12 protein-coding genes and 1 pseudogene are annotated in these 19,113 nt (G+C 60.6%); 2 read left to right on the top strand and 11 right to left on the bottom strand.

All coding sequences use genetic code 11. The features are described 5' to 3' along the window. Positions 1 to 71: 71 nt before the first annotated feature. Positions 72 to 1,694: an acyl-CoA synthetase gene (locus tag ACTG2O_RS14560; RefSeq protein WP_439976178.1), complete on the bottom strand. Its 1,623-nt coding sequence runs from the start codon at positions 1,692 to 1,694 to the stop codon at positions 72 to 74. 666 nt (positions 1,695 to 2,360) lie between these two features. Between ACTG2O_RS14560 and ACTG2O_RS14555 the strand changes: the two genes are divergently transcribed. Then, the gene (locus ACTG2O_RS14555) at positions 2,361 to 3,887 is read left to right on the top strand and encodes a YfcC family protein (RefSeq protein WP_439976176.1); all 1,527 of its coding nucleotides are present in this window, start codon (positions 2,361 to 2,363) and stop codon (positions 3,885 to 3,887) included. Between the two features lie 62 nt (positions 3,888 to 3,949). Here ACTG2O_RS14555 and ACTG2O_RS14550 read toward each other — a convergent pair. Further along, positions 3,950 to 4,137, bottom strand: a pseudogene (locus ACTG2O_RS14550) (hypothetical protein). Positions 4,138 to 4,638: 501 nt separating this feature from the next. Here ACTG2O_RS14550 and ACTG2O_RS14545 point away from each other — a divergent pair. Further along, positions 4,639 to 5,178, top strand: a complete 540-nt coding sequence (locus ACTG2O_RS14545) for a glycine zipper 2TM domain-containing protein (RefSeq protein WP_439976174.1) — start codon at positions 4,639 to 4,641, stop codon at positions 5,176 to 5,178. A gap of 106 nt (positions 5,179 to 5,284) precedes the next feature. On the opposite strand, the gene xdhC is transcribed toward ACTG2O_RS14545, so the two are convergent. The 9 genes from xdhC to ssnA all read right to left on the bottom strand — a co-directional run bounded on the left by xdhC (position 5,285) and on the right by ssnA (position 19,087). Continuing rightward, positions 5,285 to 5,770 carry a xanthine dehydrogenase iron sulfur-binding subunit XdhC gene (xdhC, locus tag ACTG2O_RS14540; RefSeq protein ID WP_005336775.1) on the bottom strand — a complete coding sequence of 162 codons (486 nt, stop codon included), beginning with the start codon at positions 5,768 to 5,770 and terminating at the stop codon, positions 5,285 to 5,287. Beyond that, a complete protein-coding gene (gene xdhB, locus ACTG2O_RS14535) occupies positions 5,767 to 6,645 on the bottom strand; it encodes a xanthine dehydrogenase FAD-binding subunit XdhB (RefSeq protein ID WP_439976171.1) in 879 nt (292 codons plus the stop codon). Before xdhB ends, xdhC begins: the two co-directional genes overlap by 4 nt. Next, positions 6,638 to 8,956 carry a xanthine dehydrogenase molybdenum-binding subunit XdhA gene (xdhA, locus tag ACTG2O_RS14530; RefSeq protein ID WP_439976169.1) on the bottom strand — a complete coding sequence of 773 codons (2,319 nt, stop codon included), beginning with the start codon at positions 8,954 to 8,956 and terminating at the stop codon, positions 6,638 to 6,640. Before xdhA ends, xdhB begins: the two co-directional genes overlap by 8 nt. A 364-nt stretch (positions 8,957 to 9,320) precedes the next feature. Then, positions 9,321 to 10,622: an NCS2 family permease gene (locus ACTG2O_RS14525; RefSeq protein WP_180343373.1), complete on the bottom strand. Its 1,302-nt coding sequence runs from the start codon at positions 10,620 to 10,622 to the stop codon at positions 9,321 to 9,323. Positions 10,623 to 11,019: 397 nt separating this feature from the next. Further along, a complete protein-coding gene (guaD, locus tag ACTG2O_RS14520) occupies positions 11,020 to 12,336 on the bottom strand; it encodes a guanine deaminase (protein WP_123173123.1) in 1,317 nt (438 codons plus the stop codon). Between the two features lie 52 nt (positions 12,337 to 12,388). Continuing rightward, complete coding sequence (locus ACTG2O_RS14515) at positions 12,389 to 13,912, bottom strand: nucleobase:cation symporter-2 family protein (protein ID WP_201956489.1); 1,524 nt, start codon at positions 13,910 to 13,912, stop codon at positions 12,389 to 12,391. Positions 13,913 to 14,007: 95 nt separating this feature from the next. Further along, a complete protein-coding gene (locus ACTG2O_RS14510) occupies positions 14,008 to 16,905 on the bottom strand; it encodes a molybdopterin-dependent oxidoreductase Mo/Fe-S-binding subunit (protein ID WP_439976167.1) in 2,898 nt (965 codons plus the stop codon). After that, positions 16,902 to 17,678, bottom strand: a complete 777-nt coding sequence (ygfM, locus tag ACTG2O_RS14505; RefSeq protein ID WP_236284451.1) for a molybdopterin-dependent oxidoreductase FAD-binding subunit — start codon at positions 17,676 to 17,678, stop codon at positions 16,902 to 16,904. The genes ACTG2O_RS14510 and ygfM overlap by 4 nt, the downstream gene beginning before the upstream one ends. Positions 17,679 to 17,758: 80 nt before the next feature. Further along, positions 17,759 to 19,087: a putative aminohydrolase SsnA gene (gene ssnA, locus ACTG2O_RS14500; RefSeq protein ID WP_029300822.1), complete on the bottom strand. Its 1,329-nt coding sequence runs from the start codon at positions 19,085 to 19,087 to the stop codon at positions 17,759 to 17,761. Between the last annotated feature and the right edge of the window lie 26 nt (positions 19,088 to 19,113).

The raw sequence follows: 19,113 nt of genomic DNA, 5'->3' as shown, positions 1-19,113 counted from the left end.
GCCAGCAGCCCTCCAGCTCCCTCGTATCTCCCTCCTATGAATGGCTGTGCTGGCTCCTTACGAACAGGCCGCTACCCCAGCTGTTTGCGCAGCACAAATTTTTGCACCTTGCCGGTGGAGGTTTTCGGCAATGGGGTGAAGATGATGCGTTTGGGGGCCTTGAAGTGGGCCATCTGCTCCCGGCAAAAGGCGATCAACTCCGCCTGGGTAGTCTCTCGCCCTTCTTTCAGTTTCACGAAGGCGCAGGGTACCTCCCCCCACTTCTCATCAGGCATGGCGATCACCGCCGCTTCGTCCACATCGGGATGGCGATAGAGCACATCCTCCACCTCCAGACTGGAGATGTTCTCCCCGCCGGAGATGATGATGTCCTTGGATCTGTCCTTGATCTCCACATAACCATCCGGGTGCCATACCGCCAGATCGCCACTGCGAAACCACCCCTCCGCCATCGCCTCGGCGCTGGCCGCCGGATTTTTGAGATAGCCTTTCATCACCACATTACCGCGCAGCACTATCTCCCCTATGGTTTTGCCATCCTTGGCCACCGGCTCGCCAGTGACCGGATTGATAACCCGCATCTCCCCCTGCAGGGGCGACGCAACTCCCTGCCGTGCCTTGAGGCGGGAGAGCGCAGTAGCATCCTGCCCTTGCCAACTTCTTTGCGGCTCGCACAACACGCAGGGGCCATAGGTTTCGGTGAGGCCATAGACGTGGGTCACGGCGATCCCCATCGCTTCCATGCCGGCGATCACGGTGGCGGGGGGCGCAGCGCCAGCGGTCATCACCTTGATGGGGTGATCCAGCCCCTGCTTGAGCGCCGGGTCGGCATTGTTGAGCATATTGAGCACGATGGGCGCCGCGCAGAAGTGGCTCACCTTGTGCTCGTGCAGCGCCTCATAAATGGCGGCGGCCTGCACATGACGCAGGCAGACGCTCACCCCGGCGGTGGCCGCCAGCGTCCAAGGGAAACACCAGCCGTTGCAGTGAAACATCGGCAAGGTCCAGAGGTAGACGGGATGTTTGGGCAGCTCCCAGGAGAGCACGTTGTTGATGGCGTTGAGGTGGGCACCGCGATGGTGATAGACCACCCCCTTGGGATTGCCGGTGGTGCCGGAGGTGTAGTTAAGGGAGATGGCCTGCCACTCATCTTGCGGCAACCAGCCAGGCTCATCCCCATTCCCCTCTGCAAGAAACACCTCATAGTCGAGGTCACTGATCAGCGCACCCTCCCGGTAGAGGGGATCGTCGATGGCGATGACCAACGGTTGGCTCTCCAGCAGATCCAATGCCTTGCGCACCACAGGGCCAAACTCCCTGTCCACCAGCACCACCTTGCTCTGGGCATGCTGGAAGATAAAGGCCATCGACTCGGCATCGAGCCGGGTATTGATGGTGTTGAGCACGGCGCCGCTCATGGGCACCCCGAAGTGAGCTTCAAACATCGCCGGGATATTGGGCGCAACGATGGAGACGGTATCCCCTTCCCCGATGCCGCGAAGCCTCAGGGCCGAGGCCAACTGACGGCAACGGCGGGCGGTCTCGCCCCAGCTCTGGCGCAGCGAGCCGTGGATCAGCGCCGGATAGTCGGGATAGACCCGCTCCGCCCGCCCCAGAAAGCTGATGGGGGTCAGGGCCTCGAAATTGGCGGCGGTTTTGGCAAGGTCGCGCTCATAGATGTTCTGCACTGTCATCGGATTCCTTCCTCACAAGTGGCACAAAACGGGCTATTTCGGGATCAATCAGAGATCAGACAGCGACATGGGCATCCTGCCCGTCACTGGTCTCTTATGGGGATGACAGCCTAACAGTGAGCCTGCAGCGGCAGGTATTAGCAAAACGTCTTAGACAGGGGCAGCCTGCTGCCAACAGAGGCCCCCTGTTTTCGTTGCAAAAAATATTTCATTACGGGAAAGCGTGCCATTTTTTTCACAGGCTGTTTTTGGCGAATAACGAAAAATGACGATAATGGAATATTATTCCGTCAAAACTGCTTTATATGTCATTTCATTCATCTCGGCACGCACTATTTTCATGACCTTTATTTAAGGTAAACCGCATAAAACGAAAGCTGAAATAGTTATTGCATAATAACTTTTATTTCATATCAGCTGTTAAATCCATGGAAAATAAATTTTGTGAGCCATCCCATAAAGCGAGCATGGCACCATGTTCATTCAGCCACACACGGGTTACGGTTACAACGTGAAACAATCTACCGGATGTTCAATATCAGGCCAGATTTCTCGCCAATCACTACGCAATCCACAGTGAGTTTGCGTACCTTGGATGTATGATGCAGAAACCCTATCGACCCGATATTCCGCCGAGCCCAAACCTGCTTTATCAAGGAGCATTTTATGTGTGCCGTGCCGAATACCACACCACGCAGACAATTCCCTACTGCATTTACCATTCTGTTTCTTATTATGTTACTGGCCATTGCACTGACCTGGATAATTCCGGCGGGCGCCTATGCCAAGCTCTCTTATAATCCAGCCAGTGAAAGTCTGATGGTCAATAGCCCACAGGGGGAAATAAGCCGACTTCCCGCAACCCAGGATGCCCTGGCAAAACTTAATATCAATATTGCGGTGGAGCAATTTACCAACGGCACCATCCGCAAGCCCATTGCCATTCCCGGCACCTATGCCCGATTGGAGCAAGCGCCCAAGGGGTTCGGTGACGTGGCGGTCAGCATGGTCAAGGGCACCATAGAGGGGGCGGATATCATCGTCTTTATTCTGGTGCTCGGGGGGCTGATCGGCGTCATCAACAAGACAGGCGCATTCAGTGCGGGGCTGGTCGCCCTCTCATACAAGACCCGGGGCAACGAGTTCCTGTTTGTGGCGCTGGTCTGCTTCGTGATGGCGCTGGGAGGCACCACCTGCGGACTGGAGGAAGAAGCGGTCGCCTTCTACCCCATACTGGTACCCATCTTTCTGGCGCTCGGCTATGACTCCATCGTCTGCGTAGGGGCCATCTTCCTCGCCGCCTCCATGGGCACCACCTTCTCCACCATCAATCCCTTCTCGGTGGTGATCGCCTCCAATGCCGCCGGCATTCCCTTTACCGAAGGGCTGATCTTTCGCGCCATTGGCTGTCTGGTGGGCACCCTGGTGGTGATCGGTTATCTCTACTGGTACTGCAAGAAGATCAAGGCCAATCCAGCCTTCTCCTACACCTATGAGGACAGAGAGAGTTTTCGCGCCCGTTTTCTCAAAGAGGGCTCTATGGACGAAGGGGTGCCCTTCACCCTGCGCCGCAAGATCATTCTGACCCTGTTTATCCTCGCCTTCCCGCTGATGGTGTGGGGCGTCTCCATGGCCGGTTGGTGGTTCCCGCAGATGGCGGCCTCCTTCCTGACCATCGCCATCATCATCATTTTTATCTCGGGTCTCAAAGAGAAAGAGGCGGTCGAGGCCTTCACTCAGGGGGCGTCGGAGCTGGTGGCCGTCTCCCTCATCATCGGGCTGGCGCGGGGGGTCAATCTGGTACTGGATCAGGGGATGATCTCGGACACTATTCTGGCCTACGCCTCCGGTCTGGTCTCCGGCATGCATGGCGCCGTGTTCGCGGTGGCGCAGATGCTGGTGTTCACCCTCTTGGGGCTGGTGGTGCCCTCCTCCTCGGGGCTCGCGGTGCTCTCCATGCCCATCATGGCGCCGCTGGCGGATACCGTGATGATCCCTCGCTATATCGTGGTGTCGGCCTACAACTGGGGCCAATACGCCATGCTGTTTCTGGCCCCCACCGGACTGGTGCTGGTCACTCTGCAGATGCTCGGCATCCAGTTCAACAAGTGGGTCAAGTTCGTGCTGCCCATGGTGGGCTTTGTGCTGGGATTTGGCGCCCTGATGCTGGTGGCGCAAGTGATGTTGGCCTGATGGGCCTGTGATACATGAGTGACAACACCCCGAGCCTGGCGCGGGGTGTTCTTTTGTCAGCCTTAGTGGCGCACCCGCCCCTGCTGGCGGAAGCAGTAGAGTTTGAGGCTGATGTCGGCGATATCGGCGGGAACTCCTCTCCCTGCTCGGCCAGGGGTCGGTAGAGGGATGAAAGCAGACGTTCGGCCTGCTGCACCGTGATGATGTTGGCCTGGATGGCCGGGGTGATCCAGCTGGGTAACATTGACATATCTCCCCCTCATTGATCCGATGATCTCGGGTTAACCTCTTCATATCAGGTCTTACGCAGTTGTCTGCCGACCCGTTCACCCTCTGCTTCACCCAATCAAAGCAAAATGCTTGCCGTGATCTCTTATCGGCCAACATCCGATGGGGCTGGAGCCATTTATCAACCACTTGCGTGGCCATCTCAACGAACAGAGCCCTTGTTCAAGACCTTCCTTGACCTGCCCCCGTCAGCACTTTGCCACTCTGGCATGCTGCTCACCGCCCGCCTTGCAAATTGCGACTCGAATTGCTCCTTATCACACTTGCTAAGTTCACCACACGTCGGAAACCGGTCACTTTTAGTCCGTTGTCGCCAAAGTCAGACACTTTTTCATGGTGGCTGTTTTTTGACCTTGCCAGTGCCTGTCGCAGACCCATCCCCCTCGCCTTGTCCGGCCAACCGGTTGTGACAAGATGGCGCCAGATTGGAACAGCCCGTGTGGGTATGCAGGAGAACAACAAGATGAACAGATCCATGATGGCAGGTATCGGTATTGGCATCGCCTCGGCCCTGGCGCTCTCGGCCGCGGCCAGCGGCTCCCTCTTTACACCCCAGCCCACCTTTGCCGAGGTGATCGCCAGCAAGCCGATCACCGAGACCATCAAGACTCCCCGCCAGGAGTGTCGCAACGTCACCGTGACTCACCGCAAGCCGGTACAGGATGAGCACAAGATCCTCGGCACCGTGGTGGGCGCGGCGCTGGGTGGCGTGGTCGGCCACCAGTTTGGCGGTGGCAGCGGCAAGAAGGTGGCTACTGCCGCCGGGGCGGTCGCGGGAGGTTATGCCGGCAATCAGGTGCAGGGCAATATGCAGGCGGGCGATACCTACACCACCACCGAGCAGCGCTGCAAAACCGTACAGGATACGAGCGTCAACACCATTGGTTATGACGTGACCTATCGCCTCGCCGGTCAGGAGGGGGTGATCCGCATGAAGCAAGTCCCGGGCGCCACCATTCCGGTCAAGGATGGCAAACTGGTGATCGAGCCGCAAAAAGGGTAATCAACCCGGTTAACGACTCAAAGAGAGAAGGCCCGCCTCTTGCGAGACGGGCCTTTGGTTTTATTGCTTGTTACGCGGCTTTCGTCACCGAAGGGGCAAACTGCTTTCAACCCTTGCAGCACTTCTTCACCGCCCGCACCACGTTCTGATACCCGGTGCAGCGGCACAGATTGCCCGACAGCCCGCGGCGGATCTCCGCATCGGTCAGCGGACGGCGTTCGGTCTTGTCGAGCAGAGCCGCGCTCGCCATCACGAGGCCCGGGGTGCAAAAACCGCACTGCACCGCCCCCTCGTCGATAAAGGCCTGCTGCACGTCGGAGAGTTCGTTACCTTTGCGCTCTCCCTCCACGGTGCGAATGGATTTGCCATCGGCCCACACCGCCAGATAGAGGCAGCTGTCGATGGCAGTGCCATCCACCCGCACGGTACAGGCGCCGCACTCACCGACACTGCACCCCTCTTTCACACTGATAAGCCCCTGCCCGCGCAGGAAATGGAGCAACGACATGGTGGGCGGCACTGCATAGGAGTAAGGCTTGCCGTTGATCTCGCACTGGATCTCCACTGCGGGACAGCTTTGCGGTTGCATCATAGGATCTTGCCTCCGGCACGTTCGACTGCGCAGGCGACCACCCGCTGCGCCAGGGTTTTGATAAGGTGCAGGCGAAACTCCTTTTCCGCCCGCCAGGAGGATCGCGGCGCCACATCGGCCACCACCGCCTCGGCAATCGCGGCCAGTGTGGCACGAGTCAGGGGTTGCCCTTCGGCCGCCGCTTCCGCGTGAGGAGTGCGCACCGGGGTCGGGGCCGCCACGCCATAGGCCAGCCGCAGGCGCTTGAAGTGGCCCTTCTCAATCTGGCAGTAGGCGGCGCAGCCGATGGTGGCGATATCCATGGCACCCCGCATGGCGTACTTGAAGTAGTGGGAGCCCACATGGGGGTGAGAATCCGGCGCAAAGTGAAATGCCACCAGAATTTCCGCCGGTTGCAGCGCCACCTTGCCGGGGCCGGTGTGAAAACCGGCGATGGGGATGCGGCGTGTGCCGTTAGGGCCAGCAATCTCAAGCTCGGCCTCGAGCGCGACGGTAGGCGCCGCCGAGTCAGCACTGGTGGCGCCGTTGCAGATGTTGCCGCCATAGGTGGCGACGTTGCGGATCTGCGGGCCGGCGATGGTGGCAGAGGCTTCGGCCAGCATTGGCAGGCGGCGCTGCACCAGCTCGTTTTCGATGAGCTCGGTAAAGGTGGTGCCGGAGCCGATGCGGATCGACCCATCAGGCAACTCGCACACCCCTTTGAGTTCGGGCAAGTCGTGAATATCAACGATATGGCGATAGGCGGCGTTGAGGTGATGGAGCTGGATCATCACATCGGTGCCACCGGCCAGCAAACGCGCCTCGGGATCAGCCTGACGCAGGGCGACCGCCTCGGCCACGCTGTGCGCCTTGTAGTAACGGGCAATATCAAACATGGTGTTGCTCCTCCCCTGATCCCTCGCCAATCAAACCCGCCGCGACAAACTCCCGGAACAGGGTTTTGGGGGTGATAGGCAGCTCGTTGATGGCCACCCCGGTCGCCATGCGAATGGCGTTACGGATCGCCGGGCCCGGCGAGATAATGGGCGGTTCCCCCAGGGATTTGTGGCCATAGACCGACTGGGGCTCGTAGGTCTGCACGAAGTCGCATTCAAGTTCGGGCAAATCCAGCATGGTAGGGAACTTGTAGTCGAGCAGGTTGGGGTTGCGTACCACGCCGGTTTTGGCGTCGATGATCATCTCCTCGAACAGGGACCAGCCGATCCCCATCCCCATGCCGCCGTGCACCTGCCCCTCCGCCAGCTGCGGGTTGAGGATCTTGCCTGCATCGTGCAGGTTGATGATGCGATTGATGGTCACCTTGCAGAGATCGATATCAACGCTGAGATCGACAAACGTGCATCCGAAACTGGGCGGGTTGGTGGTGGTCTTGTGGGAGACCTCGGAGGTGATCTGACCGCCGATAGTGAGGTGGTAGTAGGCGTTGACCGACACCTCGGCAACGCTGATCAACACCTTCTCCGGCGCACCGGCCAGCACCACGTAACCGTCGATCAGAGTCAATGACCCCACATCCTGATGGCAGAGTTGGGCCGCCAGCGACAAAATGCGGGCCCGCAACTGCAGCGCCGCCTGATGGATGGCGGGGGCCGCCACATAGCTCTGACGCGAGGCGAACGAGCCAGGATCATAGGCGGTGATGTCGGTATCCTGAGTCGAAATGACCCGGATCTGCTCAAACGGAATGCCCAATGTCTGGGCCGCCATCTGGGCAAAGACAGTGTCCGACCCCTGCCCTATCTCGGTGGCGCCGATCTGCAGATTGACGGTGCCATCCTGATTGAGCAGCATGCGGGCACCGGCGATCTCCACCCCCACCGGATAGGTGTTGGAGCCGTAGCTAAAGCACGCTACCCCGATGCCGCGCCGCACCCTAAGGTGAGGATCCTGCCCCAGACACTCGGCCTTGAGTCGCTCCCACTCGAACATCTCGCGACCACGCTGCAGGCAGTCCGGCAACCCGGCGCTGTAGATGGTCTTCTGGTTGACCTGATTGACATCGCCTTCCCGCGCCACGTTGGCGATACGCACATCGAGCGGATCCAGCCCCAGTTCGGCGCAGGCGTCATCCAGCATGCACTCGAGGGCAAAAATCACCTGGGGCGCGCCGTAACCGCGCATGGCACCGGCGGTGGGCAGGTTGCTGTAAACGGTCTTGGCGTCGTAGCCAAAGGCGCTGCGCGGATAGAGGTAGCTGATCTTGTTGCCCCCGGCGCTGGCGATGGAGTGGCCGTGAGAGGCATAGCCGCCGGTGTTGGAGAGCACGTCGAGCTGATAGCCTTTGAGGGTGCCATCGCGGTTGAGGCCAATCTTGCCATCGATGGCAAAGCCATGGCGGGTGCGGGAGGCAAAAAAACACTCCTCCCGGCTCAAGGTCACCTTGACCGGCACGCCGCCGAGTTTGTAGCTCAAAAACGCCGCCATCGGCTCTTCCAGCACATCCTGCTTGTTACCAAAACCGCCGCCCATATAGGGCTTGATCACCCGTACGCTCGACCAGGGCAGGCCGAGGGATTTGGCCACCCGGCTGCGCACAATCTGGGGGATCTGGGTACTGCTGACGACGATGATGTGGTCCGGCTGATCCATGTAGGCGTAGCAGGTCACCGTCTCCAGATGGCAGTGCTGCACCACCGGCGTCCGGTAGTGCGCCTGAAATTGCAGGTCAGCGGAGGCAATGGCCTGCTCCGGGTCATTGGCGCGAAGCTGGCTTTGGCGCAGCAGATTGCCGCTCGGGTGGATGGGATAGGCACCGTCGGCCAGCGCGCTTTGGGCATCTGTCATCACCGGCAGCGGCTCGTAAGTCACCTTGACCAGCGCGGCAGCCTTCTCGGCCACCAGCGGATCACGGGCTACGACTATGGCGACCCCATCGCCAAAGTGGCGTACATGGTCGGTGAGCAGACGCCGGTCTTTCACATCCCGTTTCGCCTCATCGAGGGACCAGGCGTGACCGGCGGTGCGAAAACAGGTGGTGGGCACATCCTCATGGGTAAACACGGCTTCGACCCCATGCAGGGCCAGTGCCTCGGTCGCATCGATGGCAAGCACCTTGCCGTGGGCAATATTGCTTCGCACGTACTTGGCGTGGCGCATCCCGAGCATGATGTTGTCATCGGTATAGCGGGCGCTGCCGGTCACCTTGGCCTCGGCATCCACCCGCTTGAGCGGTAATCCTATGGACATATGCAAGTCCTTTTTTCGAAGGGAAAAATCTGGAACCGGTATAAAAAACAGCAAGATATGCGCCTGTTTCCCGCCATCGTCAGGACAATGGGGAGAAGTGTGAAGGGGATCCCATCTAGCCCGCTTTTGTTGGCTCGCAGCGACAAGCCAAGGGCAGCCCCTGAGCAAACGGGGCACATTTGCGGTGAAAAAAACGGCAGAGCGAGGAGAGCAAGGTGGGAGCCTATCAATCTGGTAGGAGGATTTATCAAAATGGTATCGCGATGGCACCAGCGGCTAAGGCATGGTAACCAACGTTGACGATCAGAGCGCCGCAGATATAAAAATGGGGCCGCCAGAGCGACCCCAAACGGGCGGGTTATCCCTAAATAGCCCACCCTCCAGCATAAAAGAGCACCAGCGCCAGGGCGATGACCACGGTGCCGACGTTGAGCTTGTGCCACTCCTTCGAGCAGATGCGGCCGATCACCAGCGAGCTGAAGCCAAGCATGATGCCGGTGACAATATTGCAGGTGAGCACGATAAAGACGGCGCACACCAACCCGGACATGGCCCCGACAAAGTCATCGAAATCGAGTTTGGTGACGTTGCTCAGCATCAAGAGCCCCACATACATCAGTGCCGGCGCCGTGGCATAGGCGGGCACCAGATAAGAGAGCGGCGAGAGGAACAGCATCAGCAGGAACAGGCCGCCGACCACGGTCGCGGTCAGGCCGGTTTTGCCTCCCGCCGCCGTGCCCGCCGCCGATTCGATATAGACGGCAGCCGGGGCCGCCCCCACCAGACTGGAGAAGATGCTGCTGACCGAGTCGGCACTGAGCGCCTTGCCGCTGTTGATGATGTGACCATCCTTATCCAGCAGGTTGGCCTGCCCCGCCACGGCCCGGATGGTGCCGGTGGCATCGAATACCGCTGTCATCACCAGCGCCAGCACGCTGGGCAACACCAGCGGCGAGAGGGCCCCCATGATATCCAGACTGAAGATGAGGGACTTGCCCTGATCGTCCGACAGGCTCGGCAGGGCGAACAGCCCCTGATATTTCACCGCCGGATCGAAAATGAGACCAAAGATGGAGATGGCGATAATCACCAGCAGGATCCCCCCCGGCACTCTCAGCTTCTCCAGCCCGAAGATCACCGCCAGGCCGATCAGGGACATAATGACCGGCATGGAGGTAAAAGCCCCCAGCGCCACCGGCAACCCCTCGAGCGGGTTCTTGATCACCAGCCCCACCCCGTTGGCGGCGATAAGCAGCAGGAAGAGACCAATCCCGATGCCGGTACCGTGGGCAATCCCCATCGGCAGGTTGTCGAGGATCCAGCTACGCACCCCGGTCACCGAGATGGCGGTAAACAGTACCCCCATCAGGAAGACGGCCCCCAGCGCCACCGGAATGGGGATCTGCTGCCCCAGCACCAGACTGAAGGCAGTAAACGCCGTGAGGGAAATAGCGCAACCGATGGCCATCGGCAACTTGGCCCAGAGCCCCATCAAGAGCGAACCGAAACCCGCCACCAGACAGGTGGCGACAAACACGGCGCCGGGGGGAAAGCCCGCCTTGCCGAGCATGCTCGGCACCACGATCACCGAGTAGACCATGGCAAGGAAGGTGGTGAGGCCCGCCAGCACCTCCTGTCTGACGTTGCTGCCCCGCTCGCTGATCATAAAGTAGCGATCAAGAGCCGTGAGCGGCTGTTGCTTTGATGCGCTCGGGCTGGCGTCATCATTGGCCAGCTGTTCCACGCTGTTTGTCCTGCTGTTTGCTTGGGTCATACCCAACTCCTTCACACGCGCCTGAATGTTCCATGACGAAATGGCGACAGGATCTGCGGGTCTGCCTCGCGCCAGTCTGATGAGAAACAGGCGATGGTGGCAGAGGATGCGACAGACAGACCAGGGCAGGCAGCCTTGACTCAAACGTTTGCCTTGCTGGTCAAAAAAACCGGGCCATTTCACGTTCTATGCGGGGAGATCCCCTGTGGTGCGGCAAGACTGGCGCCCCTGTGGGGCACGCCAGCCGCCGTATTCGTTGGGGCTGCGCCGCGGCAGCCCACTACAAGCCCTACCCCCGTTCATGCACCAGTTGGCCATCCACATAGGTGCGGTAGATGGATCTGTCATCCCCCAGGGTCAACAGCACAAAGAGCTTGTCCCGCAGGGTGGTGGAGTTGTCATAACGCAGCTGCTGCAGCGGGGTGGCGACCGGGTCGAGCACCACGAAATCCGCCTCCTTGCCCACCGCAAAGCTGCCGATCTTCTCGTCCAACCCCAGCGAATGGGCACCGCCCAGGGTCGCCAGATAGAAGGCCTGATAGGCCGAGAGCCGCTCGCCCTGCAACTGCATCACCTTGTAGGCCTCGTTGAGGGTCTGCAGCATGTTGAAGGTGGTGCCCGCACCGATGTCGGTGCCCATCCCCACCTTCACCTGCTTGCGCCACGCCTTGTGTAGCTTGAAGAGCCCGCTGCCGAGATAAAGATTCGATGTGGGACAGAAGGCGATAGTGGAGCCGGTCTCCTTCAGGCAATCCCACTCCTGCTCTTCCAGATGGACGCAGTGGGCAAACACGCAGTTGTGGCCGGTCAGCCCATGCTGGTGATAGACATCGAGATAACCCTTGTGCGCCGGGAAGAGGGATTTTACCCAGGCGATCTCGTCCTTGTTTTCGCACAGATGGGTGTGCAGATAGGTGGTGGGAAACTCTTCGCGCAGTCGCCGCGCCATCGTCAGCTGCTCGGGTGTCGAGGTGGGTGCAAATCGTGGTGTGATGGCATAGAGCAGCCGACCATTGCCGTGCCAGCGCTCGATAAGCTGCTTGCTCTGCACATAGCTGCTCTCGGCGGTGTCGAGCAGATAGTCGGGCGCATTGCGATCCATCATCACCTTGCCCGCGATCATCCGCATATTGATGCGGCTGGCCGCCTCGAACAGGGCATCCACCGACTCGGGGTGCACTGTGCCAAACACCAGCGCCGTGGTGGTGCCGTTTCGCAGCAGCTGTTTGATAAAGAAGGTGGACATCTCGCGGGCATATTCGAGATCGTTGTAGCGCCGCTCGGCCGGGAAGGTGTGGCGGTTGAGCCACTCCAGCAGTTGCTCGCCATAGGCCCCTACCATCTCGCTCTGGGGATAGTGAATGTGGGTATCGACAAAGCCCGGCACTATCATCTTGCCGCGATAATCGCGCACCCGCACCTCGGCCGGAATGCGATCCTTGCCCTCCTCCCACTCACCAAACCAGTCGATGCAACCGTTGCGAATGATCAGCAGACCATCCTCGATAAGACGGGCGTTGGACTCAATCTCCTCGGGCTGATCCACCACCCGGGTGATATCGAAGAAGCTGCCGCGTACCGCTTTGACAGAGTTGTCGTTTTTCATAACCGTTTCCCTGTTTTTCTTGTTCTGTTGACGTTTTTTGCCGGTTTAACCGTCAGATCCGTTCCACTTGTGGCGCCACCGCCTGCCCGGGCACTGGCTCTGGTGAACCCTCCCCCTTGCTGGCCGATGGCTGGCCCACACTGCGGGCGGTAAAGCTCACATCCGGCTTGTCGCTCAGCTGGATCACTTCAACCGCCTCTGCATCCCTGACGGCCGCCTTGCGTTTGCGGCTTTGCGGCAGCACCAGATTCATGATGATGGCGGTGATGCCGCCGGCGCAGATGGGGTTCTCCACCAGCATGTAGATACCCGCCGGCAGCACCTTGAAGACGTTCGGGTCATAGGAGACCCCGAGCCCAAGACCCAGCGAAGTGGCGACAATCAGGGTCTCCCGCCGATCGAAACCGTGGCTGATGATGATGCGACCACCGGCGATGGCGATCATGGAGAACATGATGACCATGGCGCCCCCCATCACAGGTGACGGTATGGTGGTAAAGAAGCGTCCCACTACGGGGAAAAGCCCCAGCAGCACCAGAATGACGGCGATAAACTTGCCCACATGGCGTGACGCCACTCCGGTCATCTGGATAACGCCGTTGTTCTGGGCAAAGGTGGTGAGTGGCAAAGAGCCGAGGGCCGAGGCAATGACCGAGACCAACCCATCAGCCAGCACGCCGCCGGAGAGCCGTTTTTGAAACTCGGGACCCTGAATATCCCGGTGGGAGACCATGGCGGTGGCGGTGATGTCCCCCACCGCCTCCAGCACGCTCAACAGATAGATGGTGCCCGCCAGCATAAAGGCGTGAAAATCGAAGGAGAAACCGTACTTGAACGGGATCGGTACCGTAATAAGCGGCAGGTTCTCAAGGGCGGAGAAATCCACCATGCCAAGCATCAGGGCCACCGCATAGCCCACCATCAGGCCGATGGCAATGCCACTCATCCGCAGCAGCGGGCTTCGGCTGCAGTTGAAGGCGACGATAACGCAGAGCACCAAGAGCCCCAGCCCGATGTGCTCGTATTTGCCAAAGGTGCCGCTGCTCATTGCGGAGAAGCCGCCGCCAAAGTCGATGATCCCCACCTTGATAAGACTCAGACCAATCATCAGCACCACCACACCGCTCACGGTCGGGGTGATCACCCGCTTGAGGTAGGGCAGCACGAAGGAGGAGCCCATCACCAGAAAGGCACCGACAAAGGAGACCCCGAGCAGGGTCGAGACGATCAGCTCCTCGTGGATGCCATCTTTTTTCATGGCGCCGCCGAGGGCGATCATCACGGTGACGAAGGAGAAGTTGACCGACTGGATGGAGAGCAGCCCAGAACCGATGGGGCCATAACGGTTTACCTGCAGCCAGGTGCCGATACCGGAGGCGATCATCGCCATGGAGACCAGATAGGCGGTGATCTCGGTGGATAGGCCCAGGGCACCGCCGACGATCAGCGCCGGGGTCACCATGGGAACAAAAATCGCCAGCAGATGGGTCACTGCACCCATCAGGGTTTGATAAAACGGGGGTTTGTCTTCCAGCTCGTAAATGAGATCCGAGTGCTTGCGTGTTGTTTTAGACATCGTGTTTGTCCCATCACACAGAATGTAGGCGGAGTACTCATTCCGCCGTCAGGCGCTGGGGACGAGCTGGCGCCCGCCCCTCACCTTTTCTTTTGTTATGCCGACACTTTTTGCTCCAGCTTGCCCAGTTCGCGCAGGATCTGCTCCGGCGTGAAGTGCCACTTGCGCAGCCAGACACCGCAGGCGTCGTGGATGGCGGTGGCGATGGCGGGCGCGGCGCCGTTCACCCCGATCTCCGAGATGGACTTGGCGCCGTAAGGGCCGACCTTGTCGTCACTCGGCACCAGGAAGGCCCGGAAGTCGCGGGGAATGTCGCCAATCTTGGGCGCGCCATAGCTCTTCAGATCCCGGGTGAGCGGGATGCCCTTGCTGTCGTAGCAGATCTCTTCGGTCATGGTGTGGCCGATGGCCCGCATGGTCGCCCCGTAGATCTGGCCGAGGGCCAGCTCCGGGTTGATGGGGGTGCCGCAGTCGAGCAGGGCGTAGAACTTGTCGAGCCGGATCTCGCCGGTTCTGACGTTGACAGCCACCTCGGCGAAGTTGGCCCCGTACGGGAAGGCAAGCTCAGAGGTGATGTAGCTGGCGGTGCCCACGAGGATACCGAAGCCGGTACCGGTCTCGGCCTTGTGGGCCAGCTTGGCGAGGGTCACCTCCCCCAGCTTGCCGCGCACCACGCCCGGGAACGCCAGCTCAACATCTGCTACCGGCTCGCCCAGCATGGCTGCACCGTGGAACAGGATCTTCTCCTTGAGGTTCTCGGCCGCCTTCTTGGCCGCGTTGCCGGAGAAGCAGGTACCTGACGAGGCGTAAGCCCCCTTGTCGAACAGGGCGTGGTCGGTATCACCGGAGATGACGTGCACATCCCCGAGCGGACAGTGCAGCACTTCGGCGGTCAGCTTGGCCACCACGGTATCGAGGCCAGTGCCGATATCGGCGCCACCGGAGTGGACGATAAAGGTGCCGTCCGATTCCAGTTTGACCATGCAGTTGGCCTGATCGATGTCCGGGATCCCCGATTTTTGCATGATGATGGCGACGCCACGGCCGATGCGCCAATCCCCGTCGGCGGGTTTAGGGCTATCCCAGGCAATCAGTTCGCGACCCTGTTTGAGGATGGGCTCGAGGGCGCAGCTGGCGGCGTGGGGCACCGAAGTAGGCATCTTGCCCTCGCCGATGGCACCCAGCACCTTGAGGATATCCCCTTCGTGCACCCGGTTGTGCTCCACCATGTCGAGCTGATCAATACCCAGTTTCTCGGCAAGTTCGGCAATCGCCATGGTCAGGGCGAAGTTGCCCTTGGGCGCGCCATAACCCTGATAGGCGCCAGTCGGGCAGATGTTGCTGTAGTAGGTGTTGACGGTAAAGCGCACGTTGTCGCACGGATAGAGCGGCAGGGAGAGCGCCGGGCCGTTGCTTGGCACCGTCAGGGAGTGGTTGCCATAAGGGCCGGTGTTGGCACGAAAATCCATATCGATGGCGGTGATGGTGCCATCTTTTTTGGCCCCCACTTTCACCTTCACCTTGGCCACGTGGCGGGAGGTGTTGCTGATGAACTCCTCTTCACGGGTGTAGCGGAAGGTGACCGGACGGCCGGTGACCTTGGTCGCCCAGGCGCACACCTCTTCCAGCAGGATGTCCTGCTTGGAGCCAAAACCACCCCCTACCCGCTCCTTGATCACGTGCACCTGATGTTGCTTGAGGCCGACGATACGCGCCACCTGACGGCGCACGTGCCACGGCACCTGAGTGGATGCGTGAATAACCAGACGATCCCCATCCATGTAGGTGAAGCAGATGTGCGGCTCGGTCGGGCACTGCTGGGCCTGGGTCGATTCGTAGGTGCGCTCGACAATCTCGTCCGCCTCGGCAAAACCTTTTGCCACGTCACCGATCTGGCCATGGACACTGGCGGCCAGGTTCTCGTGCGGGCGGGAGCCGATGGGGAAGTTGATGATCATGTGCTCGTCGCCGCGGCGCACCGAGCAGGCGTTCTGCTGCTCGAGATCCGCCGGCGCACCAGCCATGTAGACGATGGGCTCGTCGTGCACCAGCGGCGCATTGGGGGCCATCGCCTCATCGATGGTCATGACCGCAGGCAGCACCTGATACTCGACATCGATGAGTTTCAGGGCTGCCAATGCGATGGCTTCGCTCTCGGCCACCACGGCGGCGACCCTGTCACCTACGTGGCGCACCTTGCGGCTGAACATACGGCGATCAAGCGGTGACGGCTCGGGGGCACTCTGGCCACCTGGGGTGTAAAACACATCCGGGCAGTTGAGATAGGTAATGACATGCACTACACCCGGCAGCGCCTCGGCGCGGCTCACATCGAGTTTGGTGATCACCGCATGGGGATGGGGACTGCGCAGCATCTTGATGATCAGTGCATCCTCGGTGACCCGATCCTCCACATAGCAGGGCTTGGCCTGCACCATCTTGGCGGCGTCCACTTTCGGGCAGCTCTTGCCGATATGGCGCAGATCGTCACGAAACTCCGGGGCGATCTGGCACAGGTAATCGGGATCCTTCATCCGTGAGCAAGCGAGCTCGATGGCCTGATAGAACTGCTGGTAACCGCCATCGCGGTGAAACAGGCCCGAGAGCGCGTCGTCGATTTGATCACGGGTGGGCTCGGGGTGGCGATCAAGCAGGTCGGTGACGATGAGCGCCGCAGCCGGATCGTTGTAGCCCGACTGCACCACCCCCACATCTACCATCGCCTGCTGCACCAGACTGAGCTGGTTCCAGCTGCCCAGCGACTCGGCGGTGCGCACGTCGGCTCCATCCAGCTGAGCGGCGATCAGCAGGGAGGCGTTGATCACCTTGCCATTGAAGAGAATGGCGTCGGAGCCGGCAAAGCCGAAGCCGTCGTCGCTGTTGCGCACCGAGTGCATCCGGCACTGGTTGAACAGCACCCGCTGGGCATTCTCGCCAGCCGGGGTGATGACGGTGCGCAGGGCACCGTTTAGTGTGAAGTTGAGTTCCATCATGCCTGTACCTCCTGCTGCTGGCAGTCCACCAGCAGATCCGCCACTACCACACCGGTGATATACCGCTTGTAACTTATGCTGCCCGCCAGATCCTCACGGGGCGCAATCAGCTCGCTCACGGCCGCCTCCAGCGCAGCGTCGTGCAGATCGCGGCGCTCCACATCACGCAAGCGCATCGGCTGCGGGGTAACGCCAGCGACGGCTACCCGTATTTCGCCAATGCTGTCGAGGGCCACGGCGGCGGTCATTACCGCCAAGCCATCGGCATTGCGGCTGATGCGGCGAGTGGCGCAGCGCAGTTCAGGCTCCGGCAGCACAATCCCCAGCACCAGGGCATTGCGCTGCCCCGCCAGATAGGCGTCGATGGGTTGCAGCAGGTTGTTCTCCAGCACCACCACCGCTTCGAGCACCAGCAGCACCGGCAGCAAGGGGGAATCCTGCTGTTGGCAGGCAAGCTCGCCACCGAGAGTGGCCTGATTGCGCAGATGGCGGGAGTAGACAAACCCCAGCGCCTCGCACAGGGCGGCCGGGGTACGGGGATCATCTTTCAGGGTCTGCAGGGTGACGGTGGCGCCGATATGGAGCTGGCCGTGCTGCTGCTCAATCTGGCCAAGTCCGAGCTTGTCCAGCGAGATGGCGACCTTCTTGTCGGTGCGGGTCGGGGCGGCGTTGAGCTTGCTGCCGCCCCCCATGTAGACGGCGTCGTTGCCAAAGCGGGCCTTGAGTTCCAAAGCCTGACCCAGTTGCTCGGGTCGGAAGAATTGCTCAATCATGTGTCGTCCTTACTCTTGCTGCCCGCCGCCGGGGAGTTCCACAGGGCGGGCAATCCAGTCCAAACGTGCGGAGGGTGGCCTCAGGCCAGCTGATCCATCCGTTGCCACAGGCGGCTCGCCACCTTGCTGGCCTGCTGATAAATGGGCTCGACGTCAAAGGCGAACTCGCGATCCTGATAGACCATGCGTCCCTCGACCATCACGCTGTTGACCGAGGATGAGCCCATACCAAAGGCGAGATGGCCGCCGAGGTTGCGCGGCGCCAGCGGGGTCGGTGCGGCGTAGTCGCAGATGGTGAGGTCGGCCTTGTAACCCGGCTCCAGGCGGCCAAATTTGGCGCCGAAGTTGCGCTCCAGCAGGGTGTTGCCGTTCCAGAGGAAGCGGGCAAAGCTGTCAGGCCAGAGCGCGCCACCGGCATCCTTGTGCTTGAAGTAGGCAAACTTGAGCTCTTCGAGCATGTCGGAGCCGATACCATCGGTGCCAAGCGCCAGATTGCGATACTCCGGCAGGTGCATGTTGTAGCCCACATGATTGTTCATGTTGGAGCGGGCGTTGTGCACCAGGAAGGCATCGCGGCTGTTGAGCAGCTCGATGTCAGCCGGGCTCAGGTAGATGCCGTGGGCGATCAGGGTCTTGCTGTCGACAAGGCCAAACTCGTCCAGCCGGGCGATGGGCTCCTTGCCATAGTGGTGGTGACCGTGGGCCATGTCGTAGCGGTCTTCCGCCACATGGATATGCAGCCCGCGACCGGTGACCTGCACCGCTTCGCGCAGCATGGCGAGTCCCTCGTCGGGCACGGTGAAGGGGGCGTGGGCACCGATATGGGCTTCCACCAGATAGGGTTCGCTCCCCTTGGCTTTGGCCGCATCGATCTGTTGGGCGAACAGGATGTTCTCCTCTACCCCGGCCTGCAGCTCGGCGAGGCCGCCGTTGCGATCCGTGGTCTCGAAGCAGGTCATGCCGCGCAGACCCGCCTCCATAAACCCTTTGCGCAACACATTCAGGGAGCCCTTGATGAAGTTGGGCGAAGCGTGGTGGTCGATCACCGCGCTGCAGCCGCTCTTGATCGCTTCCAGCGAGCAGATGAGACCGCTGTAGTAGAGGGACTCTTCATCGAGCGCCCGATCGAGGCGCCACCAGAGGTTTTTCAGGGTGGAGATAAAATCCGGGCAGGGGGCGATATTGGCCATGATCCCCCGCGACAGGCCGGAGTAGAAGTGGTTGTGGGCACAGACAATGCCCGGCATCACCAGCTTGCCCCCCATCTCCCGATAGTTGGCCTCCGGATAGAGGGCCCGCAGATTGGGCCCCACCGCTTTGATAAGCGATCCTTCGATGGCGATATCCACCCCTTCCAGCACCCGGGTCGGCTCCAGCTGGACAGCGGTGACGTTCTTCAGAATAAACATGGTTTGCTCCTTCGCTTATTCGTGGT

Origin of the sequence: Aeromonas sp. 61P, from assembly GCF_051919545.1 — a bacterium.
Classification (GTDB): domain Bacteria; phylum Pseudomonadota; class Gammaproteobacteria; order Enterobacterales; family Aeromonadaceae; genus Aeromonas; species Aeromonas veronii.
This window is presented reverse-complemented; position numbering and strand designations above follow the sequence as displayed.

What these genes read in the sequence shown, in the direction of transcription:
- ACTG2O_RS14560 (WP_439976178.1), bottom strand. Translation starts at nt 1,694, where the DNA reads ATGACAGTGCAGAACATCTATGAGCGCGACCTTGCCAAAACCGCCGCC.
- ACTG2O_RS14555 (WP_439976176.1), top strand. Translation starts at nt 2,361, where the DNA reads ATGTGTGCCGTGCCGAATACCACACCACGCAGACAATTCCCTACTGCA.
- ACTG2O_RS14545 (WP_439976174.1), top strand. Translation starts at nt 4,639, where the DNA reads ATGAACAGATCCATGATGGCAGGTATCGGTATTGGCATCGCCTCGGCC.
- xdhC (WP_005336775.1), bottom strand. Translation starts at nt 5,770, where the DNA reads ATGATGCAACCGCAAAGCTGTCCCGCAGTGGAGATCCAGTGCGAGATC.
- xdhB (WP_439976171.1), bottom strand. Translation starts at nt 6,645, where the DNA reads ATGTTTGATATTGCCCGTTACTACAAGGCGCACAGCGTGGCCGAGGCG.
- xdhA (WP_439976169.1), bottom strand. Translation starts at nt 8,956, where the DNA reads ATGTCCATAGGATTACCGCTCAAGCGGGTGGATGCCGAGGCCAAGGTG.
- ACTG2O_RS14525 (WP_180343373.1), bottom strand. Translation starts at nt 10,622, where the DNA reads ATGATCAGCGAGCGGGGCAGCAACGTCAGACAGGAGGTGCTGGCGGGC.
- guaD (WP_123173123.1), bottom strand. Translation starts at nt 12,336, where the DNA reads ATGAAAAACGACAACTCTGTCAAAGCGGTACGCGGCAGCTTCTTCGAT.
- ACTG2O_RS14515 (WP_201956489.1), bottom strand. Translation starts at nt 13,912, where the DNA reads ATGTCTAAAACAACACGCAAGCACTCGGATCTCATTTACGAGCTGGAA.
- ACTG2O_RS14510 (WP_439976167.1), bottom strand. Translation starts at nt 16,905, where the DNA reads ATGATGGAACTCAACTTCACACTAAACGGTGCCCTGCGCACCGTCATC.
- ygfM (WP_236284451.1), bottom strand. Translation starts at nt 17,678, where the DNA reads ATGATTGAGCAATTCTTCCGACCCGAGCAACTGGGTCAGGCTTTGGAA.
- ssnA (WP_029300822.1), bottom strand. Translation starts at nt 19,087, where the DNA reads ATGTTTATTCTGAAGAACGTCACCGCTGTCCAGCTGGAGCCGACCCGG.